Source organism: Cytobacillus sp. IB215665 (assembly GCF_033963835.1).
Taxonomy (GTDB): domain Bacteria; phylum Bacillota; class Bacilli; order Bacillales; family SM2101; genus Nanhaiella.
Genome location: NZ_JAXBME010000016.1, coordinates 45,353 through 61,067 on the forward strand (window position 1 = coordinate 45,353; position 15,715 = coordinate 61,067).

At 33.7% G+C, this 15,715-nt stretch carries 15 protein-coding genes; 4 read left to right on the plus strand and 11 right to left on the minus strand.

From position 1 onward, the window contains the following. Positions 1-349: 349 nt before the first annotated feature. Both SLH52_RS17325 and SLH52_RS17330 read right to left on the minus strand, forming a co-directional pair. Positions 350-763 carry a CoA-binding protein gene (locus tag SLH52_RS17325; protein ID WP_320210532.1) on the minus strand — a complete coding sequence of 138 codons (414 nt, stop codon included), beginning with the start codon at positions 761-763 and terminating at the stop codon, positions 350-352. Between the two features lie 142 nt (positions 764-905). Beyond that, a complete protein-coding gene (locus SLH52_RS17330; protein WP_320210533.1) occupies positions 906-2,645 on the minus strand; it encodes a glycosyl hydrolase family 18 protein in 1,740 nt (579 codons plus the stop codon). A gap of 164 nt (positions 2,646-2,809) precedes the next feature. On the opposite strand from SLH52_RS17330, the gene plsY reads away from it, so the two are divergent. Both plsY and SLH52_RS17340 read left to right on the plus strand, forming a co-directional pair. Beyond that, the gene (plsY, locus tag SLH52_RS17335) at positions 2,810-3,391 is read left to right on the plus strand and encodes a glycerol-3-phosphate 1-O-acyltransferase PlsY (RefSeq protein ID WP_320210534.1); all 582 of its coding nucleotides are present in this window, start codon (positions 2,810-2,812) and stop codon (positions 3,389-3,391) included. A 642-nt stretch (positions 3,392-4,033) separates the two neighbouring features. Next, on the plus strand, positions 4,034-5,194 hold the full coding sequence (locus tag SLH52_RS17340) for a CapA family protein (RefSeq protein ID WP_320210535.1): 1,161 nt from the start codon (positions 4,034-4,036) through the stop codon (positions 5,192-5,194). A gap of 340 nt (positions 5,195-5,534) precedes the next feature. Here SLH52_RS17340 and SLH52_RS17345 read toward each other — a convergent pair whose 3' ends face one another. From SLH52_RS17345 to acnA, 7 genes are all read right to left on the minus strand, one after another. Further along, complete coding sequence (locus tag SLH52_RS17345) at positions 5,535-5,957, minus strand: thioesterase family protein (protein ID WP_320210536.1); 423 nt, start codon at positions 5,955-5,957, stop codon at positions 5,535-5,537. A gap of 471 nt (positions 5,958-6,428) precedes the next feature. After that, on the minus strand, positions 6,429-6,659 hold the full coding sequence (gene tlp, locus SLH52_RS17350) for a small acid-soluble spore protein Tlp (protein WP_320210537.1): 231 nt from the start codon (positions 6,657-6,659) through the stop codon (positions 6,429-6,431). A 501-nt stretch (positions 6,660-7,160) separates the two neighbouring features. Further along, complete coding sequence (locus tag SLH52_RS17355) at positions 7,161-7,307, minus strand: acid-soluble spore protein N (protein ID WP_320210538.1); 147 nt, start codon at positions 7,305-7,307, stop codon at positions 7,161-7,163. An 84-nt stretch (positions 7,308-7,391) separates the two neighbouring features. Continuing rightward, positions 7,392-7,532 (minus strand): FbpB family small basic protein, encoded by a 141-nt coding sequence (locus SLH52_RS17360; protein WP_413785556.1) that lies wholly within the window; start codon positions 7,530-7,532, stop codon positions 7,392-7,394. Between the two features lie 360 nt (positions 7,533-7,892). Beyond that, positions 7,893-8,480: a TlpA disulfide reductase family protein gene (locus SLH52_RS17365; RefSeq protein ID WP_320210540.1), complete on the minus strand. Its 588-nt coding sequence runs from the start codon at positions 8,478-8,480 to the stop codon at positions 7,893-7,895. 331 nt (positions 8,481-8,811) lie between these two features. Continuing rightward, a complete protein-coding gene (locus SLH52_RS17370) occupies positions 8,812-9,822 on the minus strand; it encodes an NADP-dependent oxidoreductase (RefSeq protein WP_320210541.1) in 1,011 nt (336 codons plus the stop codon). Between the two features lie 500 nt (positions 9,823-10,322). Continuing rightward, on the minus strand, positions 10,323-13,028 hold the full coding sequence (gene acnA, locus SLH52_RS17375) for an aconitate hydratase AcnA (protein WP_320210542.1): 2,706 nt from the start codon (positions 13,026-13,028) through the stop codon (positions 10,323-10,325). A 315-nt stretch (positions 13,029-13,343) separates the two neighbouring features. On the opposite strand from acnA, the gene sspO reads away from it, so the two are divergent. Beyond that, the gene (gene sspO / locus SLH52_RS17380; RefSeq protein ID WP_214482393.1) at positions 13,344-13,493 is read left to right on the plus strand and encodes a small acid-soluble spore protein O; all 150 of its coding nucleotides are present in this window, start codon (positions 13,344-13,346) and stop codon (positions 13,491-13,493) included. Positions 13,494-13,745: 252 nt separating this feature from the next. Here the strand turns inward: sspO and SLH52_RS17385 are convergent, their stop codons facing one another. Beyond that, the gene (locus tag SLH52_RS17385; protein WP_320210543.1) at positions 13,746-14,006 is read right to left on the minus strand and encodes a hypothetical protein; all 261 of its coding nucleotides are present in this window, start codon (positions 14,004-14,006) and stop codon (positions 13,746-13,748) included. A 124-nt stretch (positions 14,007-14,130) separates the two neighbouring features. Between SLH52_RS17385 and SLH52_RS17390 the strand changes: the two genes are divergently transcribed. Then, the gene (locus SLH52_RS17390) at positions 14,131-14,274 is read left to right on the plus strand and encodes a small acid-soluble spore protein P (protein WP_214482391.1); all 144 of its coding nucleotides are present in this window, start codon (positions 14,131-14,133) and stop codon (positions 14,272-14,274) included. A 4-nt stretch (positions 14,275-14,278) separates the two neighbouring features. Here the strand turns inward: SLH52_RS17390 and selA are convergent, their stop codons facing one another. Further along, positions 14,279-15,682 (minus strand): L-seryl-tRNA(Sec) selenium transferase, encoded by a 1,404-nt coding sequence (gene selA / locus SLH52_RS17395; protein ID WP_320210544.1) that lies wholly within the window; start codon positions 15,680-15,682, stop codon positions 14,279-14,281. Between the last annotated feature and the right edge of the window lie 33 nt (positions 15,683-15,715).

The following is a 15,715-nucleotide window of genomic DNA, read 5'->3' on the forward strand; positions in this document are numbered from 1 at the left end:
TTGAGTAACTGATGTATATCATATGACTCTTGTAGTTTAGAAGAAATGATGTCCACCGAATATTAGTTATTTTAATATTGAGGTTTTTTAGGAAAAGCAACAATGAATGCGACCAAAGCCTACTTAAAGTGAAAGGTTAAATGATCCTATTGAATGAAAATTTGACATATAGAAAAAGAGTACTCAATTTTCATGAGTACTCCAAGAGGGAGGAAAATTTGTGAACATTTACTTATTTTGCGACATGGATGACAAAGTAACAATAATTCAACCATGTTGTTTTTATAGTGTGTCGCATTTGTACAAAAATTATGCAATATAATGGATGCTTCGAAGAATGAGATCAAACTTACTTTGTAGCAGCATATTCAACTTTAATACACCTATCCATAACGACAGTATATCCTTTATCATTTAAAAAATGATATGCTTCTTCATTAATAAGTCCTAGTTGAGCCCAAAAAACATCAGCATCTATTTCTACAAATTCTTTAGCAACGTCATATAGTTTCTCTGACCGACGAAATACATTAACGATGTCTACATGACCTTCAATTTCTTGAAGAGATTTCACTGCTTTGACACCTAATACTTCATTAACAGTTGGATTGACTGGGATGATCTCATATCCAGCATCCTGCATTACTTTACTAACTTTGTACGATGTTTTTTCTGGATTGGCAGATAGTCCAACAACCGCAACTCGTTTACTATTCTTCAAGATCTCTCCCAATTTTTCTCGATTTGGAATTTCAATTGCCATCTAATCATCTCCATGTATTAGTTATATACTAATTGTATCACTATCATCTTAAGGTCAGAAATAGATTGCTTACGGATTTTAAACACATCACTATCCAATCTGCTCCCTTTACATACAAGGAACAATACCAATGTTACATCTCTTACTTTTGTGTGACTTGGATATGTTTTAACGAGTCAGAAAGGGCTGTCCAGGCATCTTCATTACCAAACGTTCTAGCCCAAGTAGCTATACCAGCCAGCTGATACGAATGTACAATTTGAGCTCTCTTTTGTAATGAATAGTCATTCTCAATCCAAATTTTATACATCGCTTGTTCTTTTTCATCCATATATTCGACGTAGTATTGTCCAGATTTTTCGTCATATGCTGGTTCGAGATTACGTTCATTCATCCACTCACGAACATATTCAATAGAATGCGCCTTTGAAGATACTTCTATAGCACCATTATCATTCTCTTTCTCTTCCCATATTCGTGTATATAGCGGGACACCTAATATTAATCTGTCGTTAGGAATCACTTCTAGTATTCTTTCTAGATTATTTTCCACCCAAGGGAAGCTAGCTACACTACCTGCAATAGGTGACGATGCCCAGTGTTCATCATACGCCATAACCATCATATAATCGACAACATCGGCTAGCTTTTCTCTTTCATAAAACTTAGACCAATTCTCACTTTCAGATATAAAAGTTACATCCATGCTTACAACTAACCCTGCTTCATGCAAGTAAGGTGTTGCTTCTCTTACAAATTGTGTGACGAGAGGTCCATCTTCCAAATTGACATTTTCAATGTCAATGTTGATCCCATCTAGCTCATACATTTGACTATATTGAAGTAATTGGCGAATAATTTTTTGTCTTGTATCAAAATCTTTAAATGCTTCATGGGTTTTTTCAGGATCAAAATCGTTAGAAAATACAGCCCAAACTTGATAATTACGTTGTTTAGCCCATTCGGAATATGCTGTAGATCCCAAATTCGTAACATCTCCCTCATTATTTTTCAATGAAAACCAAGTCGGAGAAACTACATTTACACCGTTCATTTGTGGCAGTGTTGATGTATCAGGATTTTTTGAGTACACAGCTTCCCATGTTAAATTTATAGGCCCATCTATTAACATTCTTTGTTCTGTGGGTAAATCTCTCGTGATATTAACCGTCATTGGTTTGTTTAAACTTATCGCATTCTTTTTAACATACCCTGCAATCCCGTTTTTCTTTCTGATGAAGTAATATTCACTATGGTCATCTTTTTCAATTACAATAGATTCATTCTCTTCTAACTCCGCAACGTATTTTGACTTAAGAGATGGCTCTACCCTCAATCTTGATTCATGCTCATTTAATGTATCTTTTACAACACCTGTTAACAATGTTTGACCGTGTTTTTGAACAATAATCGCGGATGTTTCATCATTCAAATCCACTTCTATTGGGTAGACTTGTAATATTTGATCAATATTAATATAACGTTCACCCGCCTCAGTAACTAAAGCTGGCACCTCTAACTTAAATGGTTCTTCATTTATAAAATAAGTTAATGACTCTGAAGGAAGCTGTAAAACTTTATTGCTAGTAGTAATAATAATAGAATTCGAGTTTTCATCAAAAACAATAGAAGAATCTATCTTTTCTTGAATAAATGAAAACGGGAAATAAACCGCATCATCAACAACATAGGCAGTAGATATTATCTCGCCTTCAAAAATAATGTCATTTTCCTCCTGAAAGTATTCAGTACTTTCTGTTGAAGGTAATAAATAAATATATAATAAAATACTAGATACTATCATAATAAAAGATATGCTTAAGCCCATTACAATATAGGGTGTTTTAGTTTTTTTCTCTTTATACGTTTCAAGCCTCGACATAAAATCCCCTCCTATCGACATCTTACGCAATAAATCACAAATTGAAAAGAATAAATTCTTCCTTTCGTATAAATTTTTTTATGTTCATGAAATTGTATGGTGTTTTTAGTTAGAAGTGGTAAAATGAAATAAATAGAAACGTGGTTATCAAAGGAGATTCATAAATGTCAGAAGTAATGATTATATTAATTGCATATCTATTAGGTTCCATCCCATTTGGGCTTATAGTTGGAAAAATAGGGTATAATATAGACATACGTGATCATGGGAGTGGAAATTTAGGTGGTACTAACACCTTTCGTGTATTGGGGAAAAAAGCAGGGATAATTGTAACTCTGGGTGATATTTTAAAAGGAACGTTAGCTGCACTACTGCCTTTGCTCATTGAAGTTGATATTCACCCATTAATAATCGGATTATTTGCATCAGTAGGTCATATGTTTCCAATATTTGCAAAGTTTAAAGGTGGTAAAGCAGTAGCGACATCGGGTGGTGTTCTGCTAGGTTATCAGCCGTTAACTTTCTTGTTCGCTGTAATCGTATTCTTTCTTCTTTTAATTATGACAAGATATGTTTCACTCTCTTCTATGCTTGCAGGTATTCTTACAGTCTTTTATAGCTTATATACAAAAGATGTGCCGTTAATTATCGTAGTTAGTGTTTTATCAATATTTATTATTTATCGCCATAGAGCTAATATACAACGACTAATTAATAAAACAGAACCGAAAGCAAAATTATGGTAAGTTTTAAGTCCAAACATACATAATAATTTTTTTCTTATGACTCTTTTCGTAAGCTTTGTTGTTATTTTTTTACAAATTAGATGATTATAATGATAGCAAAGGTGCCCCGAATTATAAATGTATACGTGCATATATTTTTGAACGTAAAGCAACAATCAATGTTTCACAACAGCATATTACTATTTATAAGGAATTTCTATTTGAAGTTCCTTTTTTCATTGTGTAGAAATACGACGTTTTAATAAAACTATTTTTTATCAATTTAGGACATTAGAACATACTTTATGTTTACAAATTACATAAACTAACCCATCACCTGCGATATGAAAATTATATTTACCTAACATCCTGAATCTTAATTAGTTTGTTATATATTTAGCAGATTTTGATTTAAGCCTTTTCTTTGAACAAAATGGAGGGAGAAGATGTGCTAACATTTTTCTTTATTCTTTTAGGAGTATTTTATCTTTGGTTTTATTTATAAGGATGTAATGAGGGGGGATTCCAGATTCCCCCTTAAAAATATACTTTATGATTTATATTTGTTTATTAAACATATTCCTAAATATATACCGTATTTCTATTACCTAATTTTATAATAATTGTTATAATTTATGTAAATAAAGAAATAGAGGTAAACATATGATGAATCGGAAAATTTTGTTCGTTTCATTAGGAACGACTGTAGCAGTTTGTATATCCGTTTTTAGTTGGTTTTCTTTAACATCTATTAATACTCAAAGCGTTCAGGTAGTTGTAAAAGCTCATCATAATAAAACTCATCACTTGTCCCCAAAAAACTTCACGACCAGCTTAACGATAGGAGCAGTTGGTGATATATTATTGCATAGTACAGTTTATAATGATGCTAAAACAGCGGATGGTTATAATTTTACACCTATGATGTCCAATGTATTTCCCCTACTAACAAAACCAGATATTACATTTGCCAACCAAGAATCCATGATTGGTGGTAAAGAGTTAGGAATTTCAACTTACCCACGATTTAATAGCCCTTATAACATAGCTGATACCATAAAGGCTGCTGGCGTTGATATTGTTTCTATCGCAAATAACCATACGCTAGATCGTGGAGAACGTGCCATATTAAATGCTACTGCTTACTACGATAAAATCAATATGGCTTATGTTGGAGGATATAGTAGTAATCAAGACAAAAAACAACCACGTATACTTAAAAAAAATAAGATATCAGTAGGTTTTCTTGCCTATACATATGGAACAAATGGCTTACCTATACCTACAGGAAAGGAATACTTAGTTAATGTAACAAATGTGACAAAGATGAAAGAGGATATTAACAAATTGAGGGCGGCAGTAGATGTTATCGTTGTAAGTATGCATTGGGGAAATGAATATGAACGGTTCCCAACCATTCAACAGCAAGAACTTGCTCATTTAATAGCAAATGAGGGGGTAGACATTATTTTAGGTCATCATCCACATGTACTACAGCCAATTGAGTGGATCGAAAGAGATGATAGCTCGAAGAGTATAGTCGTTTATTCACTAGGTAACTTTCTGTCAGGACAATATAATGACTATAAAGATATAGGAGGATTATTTGAAATAACTGTAACGAAAAGTTTTTCAGGTAATGTAAATGAAATACACTTAGATAATCCAACATTTACTCCTACATATGTTTCGAATCAATATCAAAGTAACTTCGAAACACATATTTTAAGTGAATTAATGAGTTCCAATAATGACCATCTATATGAAGAAATGTATAATGATACAATGGAACATATGTATCAATGGCTAAATGAACAACCTTAGCATGATATTTCATAATAAAACGCTCTATTCGTAAACTTTGTATTTATACAAAATTACGACAGTAAAAGACGCCTTTGGATGATTAACATCATTTTACAGAAGAAGATGCCACAAAACTATTGTTGTATCCGTGTTTATTTCTTAGAACGAAAAGCAACAATTATTACGAAAACAGCTCTATAGAAGAGACAATCTGAAAGTAAAAAAATCTTGAAATATTCCTTTAGACGAAAAGGCTGTCCCATTTGTGAATGTGGTGGCTATGGGACGCCTTGTCTGTATGTTATTATAAAAGCTTTGCCAATTAACTATTATTTCTCTATTCCATTGCGTCATAAAATTATCGTTGTTTTTTTACCTTTTCATATGCTTCATGCCATTCAGGAAAATATTTAGCTATACTGATTGGGCGGAAAGAATCTTTTTTTACACACACATGCTTCGTTGTGCCACAAACAGCTAACTCGTTTTCGGAATTGGCAATTTCGTAGCCATACACGACTCTCAACCCATCATATTCTTCAACCCAAGTTGTAATTTCTGCAATTTCTCCATACCGTATTGGCTTTTTATATGAAACATGTGCTTCAAGAACTGGACACAAAATTCCATCATCCTCCATTGCTGCATAAGAAAATCCCAAATCTTGAATATACTTTGTTCTGCCTACTTCCATCCATGTTAAATAATTTGCATGATTAACAACCCCCATTTGATCTGTTTCAGCATAACGAACTTCTATTTTTTTCTTTGATTTTAACAACCTTAACTCCCCCTACGATCATTATAATGCTTTTTTAGAATTTTAATTGTTAGGCTCTTTTCGTAAACTTTGTTACAATTTTACTTTAAATAGCAATATAATGAGTTTTATGAGTACACAAAAAATTTAAAAATGTAGAAATGATGCACGAATGCGTTCATACATTTTAGAACGAATTGGAACAATCAATAATAAAACAGCTCATTGTAATTTTACATGAAACGAAGAACAAGTAACATATCGTGCATATTTAAACACTACACCATATATGTGAAATAAGCATGAATAAAGTTGAGTCTCTTTATGAATGTTTATATATATTTTTAGAATAGGTATGTTAAAACAGCAATTAAAGAATCACTTTTTTCACAACAACACTCATTAAACAATAAAAGACATGAGCTCGGTTACTCCCGAAATCATGTCTTAGAGGTCACTTAATTATAGCATTAAAGTCTTCTTTGGATAATATTACTTATAACCGTTTTCACGGTCTTGAGCCTCATCTTTAATTTCTTCTCTCATCGATGTAATGCTTTCTTCTCTACGCTGATTTTTTGCCTCGATTTGCTCTCGTTCCTCATCACTAGCAAATTCCATCGTTTCATGTGCTTCCTCAATATTTTCAATCGTATTTTGCACCATATCTTGTAACTTTTCTACATTATCACTACGATCATCAGGCTTTGGTCTATTAGTCAATACTAACCCTCCAATAAAAATTGTATATTGTACATCACTAGTGTGTTTCAAACCTCTTGAAATTATGATTAGAAGTCCGTTAAAAAAATCAATTAATTTGCCTCTTTACGTAAATTAAATGGTGTTTTTTCAATTACAAATGAGTAACTGATGTGTATGATATGTTCTTTTCTAGTGTCTAGAGAATAAAAGATGAAAATAACTCTATTACGAACAGCAACGTTTAGATGTAAGCTTCAATTTTTGTTTCAATGTAAGACGCCTACACTTTAACAAAGTGGCACTTTTTCAACATTATATTAATAATGATTTAACAAAACACCCTTGATATGGTAATGGTTTGTGAATAAATACTAGAAAAAAAGCTAGAAGCGATTTTAGGCCTCTAACTTATTCATTCCTATGCTTTTGCTTTACGAGTACACATACAAATATGATCTTCTGTGTAGAGTCAATAATGAACTAATTACAAAGCGCTCTAAACCACAATATATACTAACTTCATTCACCTTTTGTTTGTATGACATCTGGTTTTTCACCAGATTGATCTTGCATTTTTTTTCCTTTATTACCACCAAAGCCTCTGGGCTGAGTTCCGATATGATTTGGTGTATAATGACTACGTTTATCATTAAACTGTTTAGCCATGTATAACCCCCCCTTTTCATCATTTATTATGGTCAAGTTAACCTTATTCATGTATGAAAGGAGCAAAAGTTTTCATCTGTGAAACTATTGGATTTTTCTGATCATTTTTTGTTCGAGCTTTAATTCAATTTTCTCTAATGCCTCTTGATCTTTTAATAATTCTTTTTTATTTTCTCGTACCAATTCCTCAAAAGTTACTTTTTTAATTTTTCGCAATTTTCTCACCATCCTTTATATTTTATTTTAACGTTAGTATTACCCAACAAACGTATAAATTATTACAACTTTTCGAAAAATCATTATTATACAAACACAAAAAAAGAAACTATCTTTGATAAGTTTCTTTTCCTCAATTTTTACATTTGGCTGTTTTGCAAAGATTGTTGTTATTCATTCTAACATATTAGTACTAAAACGATTAGCAATAATGACATCTTTTCTACTATTGAGCTCTCTTAAAACTCCATACTGTCAATTATCATTGATTATAACAACAAAGTTTATGAACAGAGCCTTACATTTTTAACAGCATGCATAAATCCTACACTCGTTTATTTTCTTTGTCGGATTAGCAAAACATCGTTTCTAATTCATATCATCAACAAACTCTTCCATCTTTTCATAAGACAGTTGACCCACAAACTTATTTCTAATTATCCCATTACTATCAATAAAATACGTTGTCGGAATTGATAATACTTGAAAGATCCTATTTGCATTATCATCTTCATCTAACAGAACAGGAAAAGTCATATTATATTCATCCACAAAACTTTCAACATCATATTCTGGATCAACATTTACCGCTAAGATCACAACATCAGAGCCGTACTCTTCATGAAACAATTGAAAATCAGGTATCTCTTCTTTACATGGCGGACACCAAGTTGCCCAAAAGTTCACTATTACTTTTTTTCCTTGCAGGGCTGAGAGCTTTATTGATTCTCCATTTAAAGTAGGTAATTCAAAATCAGGAGCCTTATTTCCTACTGCAATACCTTCAACAGCAGCCTCTGCGTTACTAGTTTTTTCATCAACATCAACGATTTCAGTATCATTTCCAAACTGTTTGCCAACTTCTTCAATGCTACCATTTTTTCCAGCAGATACTACTTGCCAAATACTTACTCCTATAAAGACTATTATTAAGATCCCAGCTATTATTTTTTTCATTCCTACGCTCCTTAAATACCATGGTGAAAATTCATGTAACGTTATATGATTTATTATAAATGTTTATATGTAATAATAATATTGCTCTTTATAAACATTTTATGACAAGGCTCTTTTCTTATACTTTGTTACATTTATTACTTACAGTGAGTCACTTGATGTATATTATAGTTATAGTCTATAGAGAAGAAAAGCTGCCCTGAATTTTTGTTATAACGTGCTTAGATCTTTTTATCAAAAAACAATAAATGCGAAAAGGAGCCTTTATAGTAAAAATAACCTTACAAAAAAGCGTCAAAAGTCAACGCTTTTATTGTAAGCACTTCTTATGTTAATGATCTGACGGTTCAGCAACTTTCACTAATAATTTGCCTAAGTTTGTACCTTTAAATAAGCCAATAAATGCTTCAGGTGTATTTTCAAACCCTTCGATAATCGTTTCTTCATATTTTAATTTTCCTTCTTTTAACCATTGTGCTAATTGTAGGACCCCTTCACTAGCACGATGTGCATAATCACCTACTAGAAACCCTTTCATTAAGGTGCGGTTTTTAATTAAAGTAGTTTGAATGCGAGGTCCAATGTCTTCTTGCAAATTATATGCAGAAATCGCTCCACACACTGGGATGCGTGAATGTACATTTAAATGTTTAAATACTTCATCAGACACATTTCCTCCAACATTTTCAAAGTAGACATCTACCCCATTTGCACATGCGTTTGCTAATTCATCTTTGAAATGTTCACTCTTATAGTTTATAGCTTCATCAAATTTAAGTTCATTTACTAGGTAGTCGATTTTATCTTGAGAACCTGCTATCCCAACTGTACGAGCGCCTTTGATCTTCGCAATCTGCCCAACGATCATACCAACAGCCCCTGCAGCCCCCGATACAACAACAGTCTCTCCTTCTTTCGGTTCACCAATGTCCAGTAAACCAAAATATGCGGTTAAGCCAGTCATACCGAGAATTCCTAACGCAGTCGAAATTGGTGCAAGGGATGGATCAATTTTCTGGAGCTCTGATTCATGAACAACTTGATTTCTAGCCCATTTCTGAAAACCTACAACGATATCCCCTTTTATCAATTTCTCTGACTTTGATTCCATTACTTCACTTATGACACCACCGACGATTGGTTGATGCAGTTCATATGGGGCAGCATAAGACTTCCCTTCCCTCATTCTTCCTCTCATATATGGATCTACAGATAAGTATAAAGTTTTTAAAAGGACTTCCCCAGAATTGAGAGCGGGTAAATTAATTTCTACAAAATTAAAGTTATCATTGTTTGGAACACCTTGTGGCCTTGAAGCTAGTTGAATTTCTTCACTACGCATATTTGAATCTCCTTTCTCTTTCTATACTACAAACTACCCTACACCGTTAGATTATATACTAAACTGTTCTAAACAAAAAAGAAGTTGATTTCATCATAACAATAAAAATATTGAAGGTAATAAATTGATCAGTTAGACTATATTATCTGACCAAGGGTTTTGATAAACAAACAGGTAGTTGTCCCTTTTTCTTCTACTATTCAACCTAATTAATTTATGTACGATTTTTACCTATTGTTAGATACATTTAACAGGGTTGTCAATATATTAATTATAATTGATATTACAACAATAAGGTCATTTTTGATGTCCTTGCTTTTAAGCTAAAAAGCTGTTAAGAACATCCTTTTTGTTAAGGGTTTAAGTACTGTATCATAAACAGCTATATAAAGAAAAAGGGCCAGACCTTTATACTATATTATGCAAAAATGTTGGAATACTCCCTTTCACATTATATAGAATTAGTCAGACCCTTTTTAACTTAATGGTATATTCTAAAATTATCCGTGTAACTTGTCACGAAGAACCATTTGTAAAATACCACCGTGGCGATAGTAGTCAATTTCAACTTCACTATCAAATCTCACAAGTACTTCGAATTCTTTTTGATTACCCGCTTCATCAGTAGCTGTCACTTTTACATGGTCTCGTGGTCTTACAGTTTCATCGATAGCAACTTCGATTGTTTCTTTCCCAGTTAACCCTAAGCTTTCAGCACTTTCACCTTGTTTAAACTGTAGAGGTAGAACACCCATAAGAACAAGATTACTACGATGAATACGTTCAAAGCTTTCAGCAATAACAGTTTTGATTCCTAGAAGGTTCGTTCCTTTAGCAGCCCAGTCACGTGAACTTCCCATTCCATAGTCATTGCCAGCTAATACAACAAGTCCCGTATCTTCTTCCTTATACTTCATACATGCTTCATATATTGACATGATCTCGCCAGTTGGCCAATGAGTAGTCCAACCGCCTTCTGTACCTGGAGCAATTTGGTTACGTATTCTAATATTAGCAAATGTACCCCTTGTCATCACTCGGTCATTTCCACGTCGAGAACCATAAGAGTTAAAGTCTCGTGGCGTTACACCTTGTTCTTGTAGATATTTACCAGCAGGAGTATCTTTACCAATTGAACCAGCAGGTGAAATATGGTCTGTAGTGACAGAGTCTCCAAATTTAGCAACTACTCTTAAGCCTTTTAAGTTTTGTACAGTCCCTGGCTCTTTTGATAACCCTTCAAAGAACGGTGGATTTTGAATATAAGTAGATTCTTCATCCCAACTATACAATGCTTCTTCAGAAGTCTCTATTTCATTCCAACGCTCATTGTCATCAAATACTTGTTCGTATTCTTTTCTAAACAATTCTGGTGTAACTGTTTGATTAACAACTTCTTTTACTTCCTCCATAGTTGGCCAAATATCGTTCATGTAAACGTCGTTACCGTCTTTATCTTTTCCAATTACATCTTTTTGCAATTCAATATCAACAGTACCTGCAAGAGCGTAAGCAACAACTAATGGAGGTGATGCTAAGTAATTTCCTTTGACTAAAGGATGAATACGACCTTCAAAATTTCGATTACCAGAAAGTACTGAAGTAACTAATAAATCATTTTTCGCAACTGCTTCTTCAATTTCCTCTGCCAATGGACCTGAGTTACCGATACATGTTGTACAACCATAACCAACTACGTTAAAACCAAGTTGCTCTAAGTATGGGAGTAAACCAGCATCTTTTAGGTATCCAGTAACAACTTTAGAGCCAGGAGCTAATGATGTTTTTACATATTCAGGAACTTCCAAGCCCTTTTCAACTGCTTTTTTCGCTACTAATCCAGCTCCAACTAGAACATACGGATTTGAAGTATTCGTACAAGATGTGATAGCAGCAATCGCAATCGCACCAGTCTCCATCATTGTCTCATTACCGTTTGCTAATTTGACAGCTACTTTTTTATCTAATTCAGCTTTATCTAACCCAAATCCTTGGTTGCCAGCTTCTGCTGTTAAAGCTGTATTAAATGCTTCCTTCATATTAGTAAGTGGTATTAAATCTTGTGGACGTTTTGGTCCTGAAAGGTTGGCTTCTATTGCTGATAAGTTGATCTCAATCACATCAGTAAAGATAGGATCTTCTGCATCAGCTGTAAAGAACATACCATTAGCTTTACAGTAAGCTTCAACAACTTTCACTTGTTCTTCTGAACGTCCTGTTAAACGCATATATTCAAGCGCTTCCTCATCAACTGGGAAGAAACCACAAGTTGCCCCGTATTCTGGAGCCATATTAGAAATTGTCGCACGATCTGCAAGTGGTAATTCAGCAACACCTGGTCCATAAAACTCAACAAATTTTCCTACAACACCTTTAGCACGAAGTACTTGAGTTACTTTTAATGCTAAATCAGTCGCTGTAGTGCCATTCGGTAAAGCTCCTGTTAGCTTCACACCGATGACTTCAGGAACTGGAAAATAAGATGGTTGTCCTAGCATACCTGCCTCTGCTTCTATACCACCAACACCCCAGCCTAGAACTCCTATACCATTGATCATTGTCGTATGTGAATCCGTACCTACAAGCGAATCAGGATAAGCAACAAATTCGCCATTCTCCTCTTCAACCGCTTGAACAACATTTGCTAAGTACTCTAAATTTACTTGGTGAACGATACCAGTAGCTGGTGGTACAGCACGATAATTATCAAAAGATTTTTGAGCCCAGCTTAAAAATTTATAACGCTCTGCATTTCGCTCAAATTCTAAGTCCATGTTAAAGTTTAACGCATCTGCACTACCTGCTTTATCAACCTGTACAGAGTGATCAATTACTAAATCTACAGGAATTTCAGGGTTAATTTTATCTGGATCTCCACCCATATCTGCCATAGCTTTACGCAGTGACGCTAAATCAACGACAGCTGGTACTCCTGTGAAATCCTGTAAAATAACACGTGATGGCTTAAAAGGTACATCTATGGCTTTTATATCCTTAGTGCCCCATTTAGCTAAATTTTCCACATGCTCTTTTGTAATTACTCGACCGTCAACTTGACGTAAAACTGATTCCAACAAAACTTTAATAGAATATGGTAGGCGAGTAATGTTACCTAATTTTTGTAAAGAACTTAATTGAAAATAATTATACTTTTTTCCATTAACCTCAAATGAAGAACGCGCTTGAAAAACGTCTTGCTTTGTCATTTGTCCTTCCCCCTGTGTCGAAATTTTAAGAATGTAGTCTCAAAAACCCTTCTGAGCGCACATTAATTTGAACATATTATTAATATGTTCAATAATTAGTTGAGAGTATTATCGAAAAATATCATTTTTTCTCCCAATTCTAAATTACTTCTCATCCATCTTAATACAAGGAAGATTATAAGTAAATATCAATAATGTTATTGAAAATGATAAGTTTCCCTTATTATACATATTTTTTCCCTTGCAAATAAAAAATAGTAGTGTGTGCAATTTATCAGCAAAAATTGTAATTATAAAGATGATGGAGGTGAAGAAATGGGCAAACGTAAAGCAAACCATGTCATCCCTGGTATGAATGATGCAAAATCACAAGGAATGGGTGCGGGTTATAATGAAGAAATGCAAAATGAGCCATTGACTGCTGAGCAAAGAGCGAACAATAAGAAGAGAAAGAAAAATCAATAAAAGAGATCAGACCAATTCGAAAATTTATTCATGATTAATGCACGAACCTTGTTTTATTTAACATTACATCAAAAAAAAATATTCTGAACAAAATTTCAAGGACAAGTGCCATTTCGCAAGAATATACACCTCTTCTCTTGTGAAATGGTTATTTCATTAATACGTAAGTTCAACGCACATCAATTGAATCTAAAAAATTTCAAGAAAAACGAAATTAACATGATGAAGACAAAAAAACCTGCCAATGCAGGTTTAAGGTGTATTATTGATTTCATTTACAATCGTGTGTAAATCTTGCTGAAATTGCTCAAGTTTCGGCTTTTGGTTTTCAGAGGCAACTTCAAGTGCATTATTTATTTGTTCGTAAGCTTCATTTATTTCATTAGATAAATGTTTTAATTCAGAACCATAATCCGCACGATTCTGTACGATATTATTGTATACGTCCCTAGCTTCCTCTGTACCTTGTTGTGCAGCTTGAAAAGCTTGCTGTTTATTTTTATGATAAGGCACTTAATGTCAACTCCTTCAAATAGATGGAACTTTCTTAGCTAGTATAGACAAAGCCTCTAATATCTATTCATTGAATAAAAAAAAACTATACTGTCATCCTAAACAAGAAGGAGGAGATTTATCCATGGATGAAAATAATACTAAAGGAATTCGAAAAAATGCTCCTGATGGTGAAAACCCTGGTCAGCCTGAACCATTAGACGGATCGAAAAAAGTGAAAAATCATAACCATACGAGACAGAAGCATAATAAAGGACATGATATGTAAAAAATTATGAAATCCTATGTAATATATCAACTATTACATTTGCCTCTTCTAAAGTCACAGTTCTAAAATCTAGTACGACCTTGCCTTTATTAATTCTAGTAACAATGCTAGGTGTGCTCCTTCTTAACTGTTGTGATAGCTGTTGAGACGATTTGCTATGGTGCTCTACTGTTACAACATATGTAGGGAGAGTTACTCCTGGCATTGTTCCTCCGCCAATTTCGGATTCACCTTTTAATAAATCGAACTTATAATCATTTGTTTTGGTGTTAACCAACTCTATAAAATGCTCAGAACGCTGTTTAATCGCTTCAGTCGTTTCTAATATATCTCGCAATGTTGGGATCTCAAGTATATTACCTTTCAAGTATGACAAAAGTGTATCTTCAAGTGCTGCAAAAGTCATTTTATCAACTCTTAAGACTCGCGCAAGCTGATGTTTTTTTAACAGATCAATAAGAGGCTTTTTCCCAACAATTATTCCTGCCTGAGGCCCCCCTAATAATTTATCTCCACTAAAAGATACTACGTCAACTCCTTGTTCAAGGATGTCTCTTACAACAGGCTCATCCCCAATGCCATTTTTCTGAAAATCAAATAAACTCCCACTACCTAGATCTTCATAATATATAATGTCTTCATACTTTTCTTTAAGCTGTACAAGGTTTTGTGTAGGTACTGTTTTAGTAAATCCAATCGTTTTAAAGTTACTCGTATGCACCTTCATGATCATCGCAGTTTGCTCATTTATTACTTCTTCATAATCGTGTAGATGAGTTTTGTTAGTCGTCCCAACTTCTTTAAGGGATACTCCACTCTCCTCCATAATAGCTGAGATTCGAAATGAACCCCCGATCTCTACAAGCTGCCCTCTAGACACAATGACCTCTCGATCCTTTGCTAATGCTCTTAATACTAAAAATACAGCAGCGGCATTATTATTGACAACCATCGCAGCCTCAGCACCTGTCACTTTGCTAATGATGTGCTCAATGATGTCATGTCGAGAGCCCCTAGTGCCCGAATCAAGGTCAAATTCTAAATTGGAATAGTTTGATGCAATTTCTGCTACTCTCTTTACAGCTGAATCACTTAAGCGGGCTCTCCCTAAGTTTGTATGTAGGATTACTCCCGTAGCATTAACTACCTTTTGTAAATGATATTCAGACATTGACTGTAGTTTAGCTTTAACATTAGTAAATATATGATCAATCATGGAGACCTGCCCATGAAATTGAATGATATATTCATTAGATAAAAGCTGTTCTCTCAATTGATTCACTTCGGTTTGAATAACTTGAGTCAACGTTGGCTCGTCTATATTAAACTCTAATAACATAGTAAAAAATTGATTGTTTTTTTGCAATATATGTATTGGTGGTATTTGTCTTAATAAATCAATTCTCATGAAATCTTCCCCTGTCCATTTTTTATCAATTAT